The organism is Duganella sp. Root336D2 (assembly GCF_001425005.1).
Classification (GTDB): Bacteria; Pseudomonadota; Gammaproteobacteria; order Burkholderiales; family Burkholderiaceae_D; genus Rugamonas.
On sequence record NZ_LMDB01000039.1, the window covers coordinates 360,439 to 372,739 of the forward strand.

The following is a 12,301-nucleotide window of genomic DNA, read 5'->3' on the forward strand; positions in this document are numbered from 1 at the left end:
CATATAAGAAAACTCGATGGCCAAAATTTTCTGTGTAGCAAATCAAAAGGGCGGCGTAGGTAAGACTACCACGACTGTGAACCTGGCCGCCGGCCTGGCCAAACTTAATCAACGAGTGTTGCTTGTTGACCTCGATCCTCAAGGTAACGCGACAATGGGCGCGGGGATCAACAAGGCGACGCTTCAAGCTTCCACTTATGAAGTCCTGCTCGGCACTGCCGACGTGGCGACTGCGCGCGTGCGCTCGGAAGCCGGCGGCTTTGACGTGCTGCCAGCCAACCGCGAGCTGGCCGGTGCCGAAGTCGAGATGGTGCAGCTGGAGAATCGCGAGCGCCGCCTGCGCGATGCGCTGGGCTTGGCAGCGAAAGACTATGATTTCATGCTGATCGATTGCCCTCCGGCGCTGTCGATGCTGACGCTGAACGGTTTGTGCGCGGCGCATGGCGTAATCATCCCGATGCAGTGCGAGTATTACGCGCTGGAAGGTTTGTCCGACCTGGTCAACACCATCAAGAAAGTGCACGCCAACCTGAACCCGGACCTGAAGATCATCGGCCTGCTGCGCGTGATGTTCGATCCGCGCATGACGTTGTCGCAGCAAGTCTCGGCCCAGCTCGAGCAGCACTTCGGCGACAAAGTATTCAAGACCATCATTCCGCGCAATGTGCGGCTGGCCGAAGCGCCGTCCTACGGCATGCCGGGCGTGACTTTCGACCCGACGTCGAAGGGCGCGCAGGCCTACATCGCCTTCGGCGCCGAGATGGTTAAACGTATCAAGAAAATGTAAGCGGACTTATCCACAATGGCGACTAAAAAAATGAAAGGCCTCGGCCGCGGTCTCGACGCGCTGCTCGGCGGCGACGAAGACCCGTCCAATCCAACTTCGCACCCGACTCCGTCGGAGATGGCAGTGCAATTCTTGCAAGCCGGCAAATACCAGCCGCGTACCCAGATGGATGAGGGTGGCCTGGCGGAACTGGCTGCGTCGATCAAGACCCAGGGCATTATCCAGCCGCTGCTGGTTCGTCCGGTCGGCATCGACCAGGCAACCGGTCATGTCAAATATGAAATCATCGCCGGCGAGCGTCGTTTCCGTGCAGCACAACTTGCTGGTTTGGAAACCGTGCCAGTCCTGGTGAAGGATGTGGATGACACGACCGCGGCCGCCATGGCCCTGATCGAGAACATCCAGCGCGAAGACCTGAACCCGCTTGAAGAAGCGCAGGGCATCCATCGGCTGATTACAGATTTTTCGTTTACCCATGAGCAGGCCGCGCAGGCTGTCGGTCGTTCGCGTTCGGCGGTTTCCAATTTACTGCGTTTGCTGAACCTGGCGGAGCCGGTGCAGACCATGCTGATGGCGGGGGATATCGACATGGGGCACGCGCGTGCCTTGTTGGCAGTCGATGCGGCGTCACAAATTGCTTTGGCGAATGTTGTTGTAGCGAAACGACTATCGGTGCGTGAGACGGAAAAACTTGTCCACAACCATATGGAAGAGGCGAAGGCTAAGCCAACCGCGCGCGCCAAAGAAAAATCGGGCGACATCAAGCGTCTCGAAGAAGAGCTGTCCGATACTTTGGCAACCTCCGTCGTGTTCAAGATGGGGGCCAAGGGCAAGGGGCAGATGATTATTGATTTCGCGGATCTCGATATCCTGGATGGCGTTATTGCCCGTTTGCGCGGCTAAAGCCCGGTAAACCAGGGTCTGACCCAAGGGTCAGACCCGCACCCGCGGCGGCTGCCGAGCAGTGTCTGACCCTGAGGTCAGACACTGCATTACCGGTTTCGATTACCCCACAAGTAATCGCCAGATGCCTACCTTTTCAGCAGAATAACTTGTTGTTAGAGCGACTTTTTGCGATGGACCACGTTTGACCTTGGCGATGTAAACAAACTATAATCCCGTGTCTTTGGGTCTTAAGGAATGGTGGCAAGTGAGTGATTCTTCAAGAAGTATCGCCTGGCCAGTCTTCCGAGTAGTTGCCCTGCAATTCACAATCGCCGTCCTCTTTTCCGCTACCGTGGCGCTTTTCGCCGGGGTGGAAAAAGGCTGGTCTGCCGCCATGGGCGGCGGTATGGCAGTAACCGGTAGCCTGGTCTATGCGCTGATGGTAGCGCGCGGCACCGATGATGCAAAGAAAGCATTTCGGACGCATTTCCGCGCCGAGATGCTGAAGGTATTTGTAACGGCAGTGCTGTTTATTTGTGCACTGGTGCTGTTTAAATCAGCCGCCTGGTTATGGCTGATCCTAGGATTCGTAGTGGCAACCCTGGCTTATTGGCTGTCGCTGCTCAAGATTTAATCATTAAAAATTCGGACCTATGACTACTGAACACGCTACGGGCGGTCACGCCGGCCCGGCTAACGCCACCGAGTATATCCAGCACCACCTTACTCACAACAGCAATGGCACCGTCAACCTGGATACCTTCTGGATCTCCCTGATCCTGGGCTTCGTATTCCTCGGGATCTTCTACATGGCTTCCAAGCGCGCTACCGCTGGCGTGCCAGGCAAGCTGCAAAACTTCGTGGAATGGGTCATGGAGATGGTCAACGAGACCGTCAATTCCGCATTTCACGCCAAATCCGCTGTTATCGCTCCTCTGGCCATCACCATCTTCGTATGGGTCTGGCTGATGAACGCAATGGACTTCCTGCCGGTCGACCTGCTGCCTAAGCTGCTGAGCTATGTCGGCGTCAACTACCTGCGCGTCGTTCCTACCGCTGACGTGAACCACACCTTCGGCATGTCCGTTGGTGTGCTGATCTGCATCATCGGCTTCTCGATCAAAGCCAAAGGCGTCGGTGGCTGGGGTAAAGAACTGTTCACCGCACCGTTCCACGCTCACGGCACCGTTGCTACCATCCTGCTGGCTCCAGTGAACTTCATCTTCCAGATGCTGGAACTGTTCGCCAAGCCGATTTCCCTGTCGCTGCGACTGTTCGGCAATATGTACGCCGGCGAACTGATCTTCATCCTGATCGCACTGCTGCCATGGTGGGCACAGTGGCTGCTGGGCGGTCCATGGGCAATCTTCCACATTCTGATTGTGACTCTGCAAGCGTTTGTGTTTATGGCGTTGACGGTTGTGTACCTGGCCCTCGCGGTTGAAAAGCACTAATCAGCAACTTATTCGTAGTATTTGGTTTTAGTTTTTTGGTATTTTCGTTTTTTTTAAATTAGGAGAAATCTAATGCAAGCTCTGATCGCACAAGTACAAAGCATGACCGTTCTGGCCGTAGCAATCATCGTTGGCCTGGGCGCCATCGGCACCGCACTCGGCTTCGCTATCCTGGGCGGCAAGTTCCTGGAAGCTTCGGCACGTCAACCAGAACTGATGCCACAACTGCAAACCAAACTGTTCGTTATCGCTGGTCTGCTGGACGCGATCTCCATGATCGGCGTTGGTGTTGCTCTGCTGTTCACCTTCAACAACCCATTCCTGACCGCCCTGACCGCAGCTGTTCAGTAATCAACGCTCCAACCGGGGAAACTCTTTCTAGGAGCAAGGTATGAACATCAATATGTCTCTCATCGGTCAGATGATCACCTTCGCGGTGCTCGTCTGGTTCTCGATGAAGTTCGTATTCCCAGCGCTGAATGGTGCGCTGGATGAGCGTGCCAAGCGAATTGCAGATGGTCTGGCTGCCGCCGACCAAGGTCAGGATGCCATGAAGCGCGCTGAAAAAGCCGCTGCAGAACTCCTGACCACTGCCCGTAACGATGCTTCGTCGCTCGTTTCGGACGCTGAAAAGCGTGCTCAACTGGTCGCAGAAGAAGTCAAAGCAAACGCACAAGCTGAAGCTGCCCGCATCGTGGCACAAGCTAAAGCTGAAGCTGAGCAGCAAGTAACCCAGGCCCGCGAAGCACTGCGCGGCCAAGTGGCTGACCTGGCTGTGAAGGGCGCGGAGCAAATCCTGAAGCGCGAAGTCAACGCGTCGGCTCACGCTGACCTGCTGTCTCGCCTGGCTACCGAGCTCTGATTATGGCAGAGCTCGCAACCGTCGCCCGTCCTTACGCGGAAGCCGTCTTCCGCGTAGCCCAGGCTGGCAACCTCGCGCAGTGGTCCGATCTGGTGTCCGAACTGGCCCAGATCGGTTCGCATGAAGAGGTGCTGGCATATGCCCGCAATCCAAAAGTTCTGGATAGCGATGTCATCGCAGCCATCAAGGCCTTGCTGAAATCGCCGCTCAACGCGGAAGCGAACAACTTCCTCTCGATGCTGATCGAAAACGGTCGTATCGCATTGCTGCCGGAAATCGGCGCCCAATTCACGCTGCTGAAGAATGCAGCCGAAGGTGCGGCAGACGCCGAAATCACGAGCGCATTCGACATGAGCGAAGCCCAAGTGGCCGAGCTGATCAAGACGCTGGAAAAGAAATTCAGCCGCAAGCTCAAACCAGTCGTGTCCGTCGATCCTTCGTTGATCGGTGGTGTTCGCGTCGTGGTTGGCGACGAAGTGCTGGACACTTCGGTCAATGCCAAGCTGCAGCAGCTGCGTTCCGCGCTGGTCGCCTAATCAGGCCGCCTTTCGCGACAGCTAGAGAGAAAACATTTAGGAGTTAGTATGCAACTCAACCCATCCGAAATCAGCGAGCTGATCAAGAGCCGGATCCAAGGCATTGACGGCGGCGCTGAAGTGCGCAATCAAGGCACCGTAATTTCCGTAGCAGACGGTATCTGCCGCATCCACGGCCTGTCCGACGTGATGCAAGGTGAGATGCTGGAATTCCCAGGCAACACCTTTGGCCTGGCAATGAACCTGGAGCGTGACTCCGTTGGTGCCGTTATTCTGGGCGCCTACGAGCACATCTCCGAAGGCGACACCGTCAAGTGCACCGGCCGTATCCTGGAAGTGCCGATCGGTCCTGAACTGTGCGGCCGCGTAGTTAACGCGCTGGGCCAGCCGATCGACGGCAAAGGTCCTGTCAACACCAGCCTGACCTCCCCAATCGAAAAGATCGCTCCAGGCGTTATCGCCCGTGAGTCCGTCGGCCAGCCTATGCAGACCGGCCTGAAGTCGATCGACGCGATGGTACCAATCGGCCGTGGCCAGCGTGAGCTGATCATTGGCGACCGCCAGACCGGCAAGTCCGCCGTTGCAGTTGATGCCATCATCAACCAAAAAGGCCAGGGCGTTACCTGTATCTACGTCGCTATCGGCCAGAAAGCATCGACCATCAAGAACATCGTGCGTTCCCTGGAACAGCACGGCGCGATGGAGTACACCATTGTTGTCGCCGCTTCCGCTTCGGAATCCGCAGCAATGCAGTACATCTCGGCTTACTCCGGTTGCACCATGGGCGAATACTTCCGCGACCGCGGTGAAGACGCCCTGATCGTGTATGATGACCTGTCCAAGCAAGCAGTTGCTTACCGTCAGATCTCCCTGCTGCTGCGCCGCCCACCAGGCCGCGAAGCGTACCCAGGCGACGTGTTCTACCTGCACAGCCGCCTGCTGGAACGCGCAGCTCGCGTGAACGCCGACTACGTCGAAGCCTTCACCAAGGGCGCTGTCAAAGGCAAGACCGGTTCCCTGACCGCCCTGCCAATCATCGAAACCCAGGCTGGCGACGTTTCGGCGTTCGTTCCAACCAACGTGATTTCGATTACCGACGGCCAGATCTTCCTGGAAACCTCGCTGTTCAACTCCGGTATCCGTCCTGCGATTAACGCAGGTATCTCGGTATCGCGCGTTGGTGGTGCTGCCCAGACCAAGGTCATCAAAAACCTGTCCGGCGGTATCCGTACCGACTTGGCACAGTACCGTGAACTGGCTGCGTTCGCGCAGTTCGCTTCCGACCTGGACGAATCGACCCGTAAGCAGCTGGACCGCGGTGCCCGCGTGACCGAACTGCTGAAGCAGGCTCAGTACTCGCCGCTGTCGATTTCCCTGATGGGCGCTTCGCTGTTCGCAGTGAACAAAGGCTTCCTGGACAGCGTTCCAGTCAAGCGCGTGCTGGCCTTCGAAGGCGAAATGCACTCGTTCCTGAAGACCAAGCACTCCGCACTGCTGGCCAAGATCGAAGAAAGCAAGCAACTGGACAAAGACGGCGAAGCTGCGCTGTCGGCCGCCATTGCTGATTTCAAGAAATCCTTCGCAAACTAATACCTGGTGGCCCGGCAACGGGCCACCCCGCAAAGGAGAAGGATCATGGCAGCAGGCAAAGAGATACGTGGCAAGATCAAGAGCGTAGAGAATACGAAGAAGATCACCAAGGCGATGGAAATGGTCGCCGCATCGAAAATGCGCAAAGCGCAGGACCGTATGCGCGCCGCCCGTCCCTACAGTGACAAGATTCGTAATATCGCTGCAAACTTGGCGAATGCCAACCCCGAGTACACGCACCCGTTCCTGGCTGAAGCCGGTACGGAAGCCAAGGCTGTGGGCTTTATCATCGTGACGACCGACAAAGGTCTGTGCGGTGGTATGAACACCAACGTTCTGCGTATGGTGACCAACAAGACCCGCGAGCTGGAAGCTGCAGGCAACAAGATTGAAGCAGTCGCAATTGGTAACAAAGGTTTGGGCTTCCTGAACCGCATCGGTGTACCAGTGGTCGCACAAGCTACCCAGATCGGCGATACGCCGCACCTGGAAAAGCTGATCGGCCCAGTGCAAGTGATGCTGGAGAAATTCCAGGAAGGCAAACTGGACGCCGTTTACCTGTGCTACACCAAGTTCATCAACACGATGAAGCAGGAACCGTTGGTCGAGCAGCTGTTGCCGCTGACCGCGGACAAGATGAAGGCCGATGACAAGTCCCACAACTGGGATTACATCTACGAGCCGGACGCTGCTTCCGTGATCGACGAACTGCTCGAGCGCTACATTGAAGCGCTGGTGTACCAGGCCGTTGCAGAAAACCTGGCGTCCGAGCAATCGGCGCGTATGGTGGCGATGAAGTCCGCATCGGACAACGCCGGCAACGTGATCGGTGAGCTGAAGCTGGTCTACAACAAGACCCGCCAGGCTGCAATTACCAAAGAACTGTCTGAAATCGTCGCCGGTGCGGCAGCGGTTTAAACGAATTTAACTATATTTGAAGGAACGAACATGGCTGATGGCAAAATCGTTCAGTGTATCGGCGCTGTGGTGGACGTTGAGTTCCCACGCAACGCGATGCCTAAGGTTTTTGACGCGCTGAAAATGGAAGGCTCCGAGCTGACCCTGGAAGTGCAACAGCAGTTGGGTGACGGCATTGTCCGTACCATTGCTCTGGGCTCCTCCGACGGTCTGCGTCGCGGTATGACCATCCAGAACACCGGCAAACCAATCATGGTTCCAGTGGGTAAAGCCACCCTGGGCCGTATTATGGACGTGCTGGGCAACCCGATCGACGAATGCGGTCCTGTCTCCCACGAGCAGACTGCTTCGATCCACCGCGTGGCCCCTGCCTACGACGAACTGTCCCCATCCCAGGACCTGCTGGAAACCGGCATCAAGGTGATTGACCTGGTCTGCCCATTCGCTAAGGGTGGTAAGGTTGGTCTGTTCGGCGGTGCAGGTGTGGGCAAGACCGTGAACATGATGGAACTGATCAACAACATCGCTAAAGCGCACTCGGGCCTGTCCGTGTTCGCTGGTGTTGGTGAGCGTACCCGTGAAGGTAACGACTTCTACCACGAAATGGCTGACGCTAAAGTGGTTGACCTGGAAAACCCGGCCAACTCCAAAGTGGCCATGGTTTACGGTCAGATGAACGAACCACCTGGTAACCGTCTGCGCGTTGCGCTGACCGGCCTGACCATCGCTGAATCGTTCCGTGACGAAGGCCGTGACGTTCTGTTCTTCGTGGACAACATCTACCGCTTCACCCTGGCCGGTACCGAAGTTTCCGCACTGCTGGGCCGTATGCCTTCCGCAGTGGGTTACCAGCCTACCCTGGCTGAAGAGATGGGCCGTCTGCAGGAGCGTATTACCTCCACCAAGACCGGTTCGATCACCTCGATCCAGGCCGTGTACGTTCCAGCGGATGACTTGACCGACCCGTCGCCAGCGACCACCTTCGGTCACCTGGATTCGACCGTCGTTCTGTCCCGTGACATCGCTGCACTGGGTATCTACCCTGCGGTTGACCCACTGGATTCGACCTCGCGCCAGCTGGACCCGCTGGTCGTGGGCGAAGAGCACTACGCTACCGCACGCGCCGTTCAGGGCACCCTGCAGCGCTACAAGGAACTGCGCGACATTATCGCGATTCTGGGTATGGACGAACTGGCTCCAGAAGACAAACTGGTCGTGGCACGCGCTCGTAAGATGCAGCGTTTCCTGTCCCAGCCGTTCCACGTTGCTGAAGTGTTTACCGGTTCCCCAGGTAAGTACGTTTCGCTGAAAGACACGATCAAGGGCTTCAAGATGATCGCTTCCGGCGAACTGGACCACCTGCCAGAACAGGCCTTCTACATGGTTGGTACCATCGACGAAGCCATCGAAAAAGCCAAGAAACTGGGCTAATCGATTGAAGTAGCGGCCTCGCTTGCGGGGCTGCTATCTACAGAGGATAAACATGGCAAACACTATTCACGTCGATGTGGTTTCGGCCGAAGAGCAGATCTTCTCGGGCGAAGCGACTTTCGTGGCGTTGCCGGGCGAGCAGGGCGAGCTGGGTATCTACCCTAAGCACACCCCGCTGATCACCCGTATCCGTCCAGGCGCGGTGCGCATCCAGATTCCAGGCCAGGCTGAAGAAGAGTTCGTCTTCGTCGCCGGCGGCCTGCTGGAAGTGCAGCCTAACGCTGTGACGGTCCTGGCTGACACCGCGATCCGTGGTCACGACCTGGATGAAGCCAAAGCTGAAGCTGCCAAGAAACTGGCGGAAGAAAGCCTGGCCAACAAGCAGACCGGCATCGACTACGCGAAAGCACAAGCGGAACTGGCAGCGGCTATCGGCCAGCTGGCAGCAATCGCAAAACTGCGCAAGATCAAGGGCTGATCCCTTTTCTCGTTGCACTGGAAAGGCAGCTTCGGCTGCCTTTTTCTTTTACAGGCGCGGCAGCCACATTCCTATCGCCGCGCCGAAGATGCCGACCCCCATCAAGGTCGTTGCCGCGAACAACGTCGCTGCCATGGCGCGACCAGCCAGCATGCTGCGGCTGGCCAGGGCACGAAAGTAGAGCTCCAGCACGGCAAGCGGCAGCAAGTATTGCGCAAACGCGAGGACATCGAGGAAGGGACCGCGGAATGCCACGGGATCGAAACCCACCGGTCCGCCATTAATGAGCAGCCACCCCATCAGGCCGACACGAAAAGACCAGACAGCGCTGACGGCCATGAACAGCCGCAGGGCCCAGCGCCGGTGGCTATCGAAGCGCCTCGCGCGTGCCTCGCGCACCGCCATATAGGCGAACCCCAATACCAGCAGCGAATCGAGCGTCATCCCCGCATACATGAATGGTCCGCCCACTGTCCCGCGCGTCGCCATCATCAACATGCCGGCCAGGCTTGAAACAACTGCCAGCGCTACGTAGGTCCGCCCGTTCCAACGGTGCAGCACCGGAGCCACGGTGCGCATTTGCGGTACCAGTTGCAGCAATCCTCCGGCAATAATCACGACTGCAAAGGCGACGTGCATGAACAGCGCAACGTTGCCCGCCAGATCGCCAGGCATATATCCCTTGGGCGTAAGCGTGCAGTCGTTCCACCTGTGAAAGCGTGATTTGCAAAGCCATACTCCGATTTTTACTTTGGAGATGGGGATGTCAAACACTGAACGGGARTTGCTGTGGCGGGAGCGAGTAGCGCGCTGGCGCAAGAGCGGTATGTCGCAGCGAGCATTCGCGCTGGMGGAAGGTTACCCGGTGCGCCAAGTGGGGTATTGGGTTCGCCGTATAAGCAGTGAGGCGCCGCAAGCTTCGGTGATGCCGGTGGTGGTCAAGCAAGCGCCTGGTGCGCCAGCATTGCAAGTGCGCGGCCCGCAAGGCTGGTCCATCGAAGTACCTGCAGGCACGCCGGCGGGCTGGGTGGTCGAGCTGCTGCGCAGCCTGTAATGCAGCTGCAGGCAAATTCGGTCTGGCTGGCGACGCAGCCCGTCGACATCCGTGCCGGCATTGACCGCCTGTCGCTGTATGTGCAGCAAGCATTGGGCAAGGCACCCTGCGATGGAACGGCATACGTGTTCAGCAACCGCCGGCAAACGCGCTTGAAGGTGGTGTGCTGGGATGGTAATGGCGTGTGGATGTGCGTGCGCCGCCTGCATCGCGGCCAGTTCGTCTGGCCGCAAGCCGGTGACACAGCGTGGGAATTGACCKGTGAACAATGGCAGTGGTTGGTGGCGGGTGTGGATTGGCAGCGCYTGTCGGCGYCGCCTCCGGCSGCATGGAAATTGTGAGCAAGACCTGTTAACCGGCAATCCGTTCTGTTAACATCGCTGCWTGGATTTGCTCGAACAACTAGCCCGYAACAATGCCGACCCTGCGCTGCTTGCGCAGCTTAAGGCAATGCTGGCTCAGAARGATGAGCAAATTGCGCAGCAGMGCGGGCAGCTCGCCGAAACTGGCGCGCGGCTTGCCGAGCAGGATGTTCAGCTGCAGGCCTTGCAGGTTCAACAGAGTGAAATGCTCGCGGCGGGGAAATCCAAAGACGTGAAGATCCAGGCGCTGACACTGGAGCTGGCGCACATGAAGCGCATCAAATTTGGTAAGGCCAGCGAAGCATATAGCGGGGAGCAGCTTGAGTTGTTTGGCGAGGCTTTGGCTAGCGACCTGGCGGCACTGGAAGCGGAACTGAACGAACTGCAGGGCAAGCGAGAGTCCACGCCGCGCAGCCGGGCCGGTCGTCAACCATTGCCAGCCGAATTGCCGCGCATCGAGCATCGCCACGAACCGGAGTCCTGCCAATGCGAGGCCTGCGGYCGTGACCTGGTCAAGATCGGTGAGGACATCAGTGAGCAGCTCGATGTGGAACCAGCACGTTTCTTCGTGCATCGCCATATCCGCCCGCAATACGCCTGCCGTGGCTGCGAAACGGTAACGGCAGCGCCGATCCCGCCAGCGGTGATCGAAACCAGCACGTTTCTTCGTGCATCGCCATATCCGCCCGCAATACGCCTGCCGTGGCTGCGAAACGGTAACGGCAGCGCCGATCCCGCCAGCGGTGATCGAYGGCGGCATGGCCGCACCGSGTCTGCTGGCATGGGTGGCGGTCAGCAAGTTCGCCGATCATCTGCCGCTGTATCGGCTGGAGCACATTGCAGCGCGCCAGGGCGTGCCGTTGGCGCGTTCCACGCTGGCAGAATGGCTTGCCAAAGTGGGCGTGGCCTTGCAGCCGCTGTGCGACCGGTTGGCGCAGTTGTTACTGCAGCGCCCATGCCTGCATGCCGATGAAACGCCGGTGCGCCAACTCGATCCAGGGCAAGGAAAAACAAGGCAGATCGGAAGAGCGCAAGTTCGCCGATCATCTGCCGCTGTATCGGCTGGAGCAGATTGCAGCGCGCCAAGGCGTTCCGTTGGCGCGTTCCACGCTGGCCGAATGGCTTGGCAAAGTGGGCGTGGCCTTGCAGCCGCTGTGCGACCGGTTGGCGCAGTTGTTACTGCAGCGCCCATGCCTGCATGCCGATGAAACGCCGGTGCGCCAACTCGATCCAGGGCAAGGAAAAACAAGGCAAGCATACTTGTGGGCCTATCGCTCCAACAGCCTCGATGAAGGACCACCCATCATCGTCTTCGACTACCAGACCGGGCGTGCTGGCGCCCATGCACGCGCTTTCCTGGAAGGATGGCGTGGCCACCTCATGGTGGACGACTATGCCGGCTANCATCGTCTTCGACTACCAGACCGGGCGTGCTGGCGCCCATGCACGCGCTTTCCTGGAAGGATGGCGTGGCCACCTCATGGTGGACGACTATGCCGGCTATAAATCGCTGTTTGCCGAYGGKGTGACCGAACTCGCCTGCCTGGCTCACGTGCGGAGAAAATTCTTCGAACTGCATGCCACCAATGGCAGCCCAGTTGCCGCCGAAGCGCTGCAGCGCATTGGCGTTCTGTATGCCATCGAACGGCAGGCAGCGCACATTTCGCCGGAGACGCGGCTGCAATTGCGCCAGACGCAGGCCGCACCCGCATTRGCCGACATGCACACCTGGCTGCTGGCGATGCAGCAGGCGGTGGCACCAGGCAGTGGCACCGGCAAGGCCGTTGAGCACGCGCTCAAACGCTGGCCTGCGTTGGTGCGCTACGCCGAATCGGGCACCTTCCCRATTGACAATAACGCCGTCGAGAACGCGATCCGCCCGATTGCCATTGGCAAAAAGAACTGGCTGTTCGCTGGATCAGAGCGCGCCGGCCGACGCGCTGC

14 protein-coding genes and 3 pseudogenes are annotated in these 12,301 nt (G+C 58.4%); 16 read left to right on the forward strand and 1 reads right to left on the reverse strand.

Features of this window, described 5'->3' with window-relative positions; all coding sequences use genetic code 11:
- Positions 1-16 precede the first annotated feature (16 nt).
- The 11 genes from ASD07_RS29750 (at position 17) to ASD07_RS29800 (ending at position 8,941) form a co-directional block, all read left to right on the forward strand.
- Positions 17-787, forward strand: coding sequence for a ParA family protein (locus ASD07_RS29750; protein WP_055939498.1), 771 nt, complete (start codon positions 17-19; stop codon positions 785-787).
- Positions 788-802: 15 nt separating this feature from the next.
- The gene (locus ASD07_RS29755; RefSeq protein WP_055939502.1) at positions 803-1,690 is read left to right on the forward strand and encodes a ParB/RepB/Spo0J family partition protein; all 888 of its coding nucleotides are present in this window, start codon (positions 803-805) and stop codon (positions 1,688-1,690) included.
- A gap of 247 nt (positions 1,691-1,937) precedes the next feature.
- Positions 1,938-2,306, forward strand: coding sequence for an ATP synthase subunit I (locus ASD07_RS29760; RefSeq protein ID WP_055939505.1), 369 nt, complete (start codon positions 1,938-1,940; stop codon positions 2,304-2,306).
- 19 nt (positions 2,307-2,325) lie between these two features.
- Complete coding sequence (gene atpB / locus ASD07_RS29765; protein WP_055939506.1) at positions 2,326-3,126, forward strand: F0F1 ATP synthase subunit A; 801 nt, start codon at positions 2,326-2,328, stop codon at positions 3,124-3,126.
- Positions 3,127-3,198: 72 nt separating this feature from the next.
- Complete coding sequence (atpE, locus tag ASD07_RS29770; protein ID WP_055939510.1) at positions 3,199-3,477, forward strand: F0F1 ATP synthase subunit C; 279 nt, start codon at positions 3,199-3,201, stop codon at positions 3,475-3,477.
- Positions 3,478-3,517: 40 nt separating this feature from the next.
- The gene (locus ASD07_RS29775) at positions 3,518-3,988 is read left to right on the forward strand and encodes a F0F1 ATP synthase subunit B (RefSeq protein ID WP_055939514.1); all 471 of its coding nucleotides are present in this window, start codon (positions 3,518-3,520) and stop codon (positions 3,986-3,988) included.
- A 2-nt stretch (positions 3,989-3,990) separates the two neighbouring features.
- On the forward strand, positions 3,991-4,524 hold the full coding sequence (locus tag ASD07_RS29780; RefSeq protein WP_055939517.1) for a F0F1 ATP synthase subunit delta: 534 nt from the start codon (positions 3,991-3,993) through the stop codon (positions 4,522-4,524).
- Between the two features lie 48 nt (positions 4,525-4,572).
- Positions 4,573-6,114 (forward strand): F0F1 ATP synthase subunit alpha, encoded by a 1,542-nt coding sequence (gene atpA, locus ASD07_RS29785; protein WP_055939521.1) that lies wholly within the window; start codon positions 4,573-4,575, stop codon positions 6,112-6,114.
- A 45-nt stretch (positions 6,115-6,159) separates the two neighbouring features.
- Positions 6,160-7,032, forward strand: coding sequence for a F0F1 ATP synthase subunit gamma (gene atpG / locus ASD07_RS29790; RefSeq protein WP_055939526.1), 873 nt, complete (start codon positions 6,160-6,162; stop codon positions 7,030-7,032).
- A 30-nt stretch (positions 7,033-7,062) separates the two neighbouring features.
- Positions 7,063-8,463 (forward strand): F0F1 ATP synthase subunit beta, encoded by a 1,401-nt coding sequence (gene atpD / locus ASD07_RS29795; RefSeq protein ID WP_055939529.1) that lies wholly within the window; start codon positions 7,063-7,065, stop codon positions 8,461-8,463.
- Positions 8,464-8,515: 52 nt separating this feature from the next.
- On the forward strand, positions 8,516-8,941 hold the full coding sequence (locus tag ASD07_RS29800) for a F0F1 ATP synthase subunit epsilon (protein WP_055939532.1): 426 nt from the start codon (positions 8,516-8,518) through the stop codon (positions 8,939-8,941).
- A 48-nt stretch (positions 8,942-8,989) separates the two neighbouring features.
- Here ASD07_RS29800 and ASD07_RS29805 read toward each other — a convergent pair whose 3' ends face one another.
- Entirely contained in the window at positions 8,990-9,616 is a 627-nt protein-coding gene (locus ASD07_RS29805) for a DUF2306 domain-containing protein (protein WP_055939534.1), read from the reverse strand.
- An 88-nt stretch (positions 9,617-9,704) separates the two neighbouring features.
- Here ASD07_RS29805 and ASD07_RS29810 point away from each other — a divergent pair, with 88 nt between their 5' ends.
- The 5 genes and pseudogenes from ASD07_RS29810 to ASD07_RS31985 form a co-directional block, all read left to right on the forward strand.
- Entirely contained in the window at positions 9,705-9,995 is a 291-nt protein-coding gene (locus tag ASD07_RS29810) for a hypothetical protein (RefSeq protein ID WP_156398228.1), read from the forward strand.
- Positions 9,995-10,336, forward strand: coding sequence for an IS66 family insertion sequence element accessory protein TnpB (gene tnpB / locus ASD07_RS29815; RefSeq protein WP_055939540.1), 342 nt, complete (start codon positions 9,995-9,997; stop codon positions 10,334-10,336). Before ASD07_RS29810 ends, tnpB begins: the two co-directional genes overlap by 1 nt.
- A 109-nt stretch (positions 10,337-10,445) precedes the next feature.
- Positions 10,446-11,358 (forward strand): annotated as a pseudogene (locus ASD07_RS30565) (transposase); the annotation flags it as partial.
- A gap of 31 nt (positions 11,359-11,389) precedes the next feature.
- Positions 11,390-11,684: pseudogene (locus tag ASD07_RS31980) on the forward strand (transposase); the annotation flags it as partial.
- 77 nt (positions 11,685-11,761) lie between these two features.
- A pseudogene (locus ASD07_RS31985) lies at positions 11,762-12,301 on the forward strand (IS66 family transposase); the annotation flags it as partial.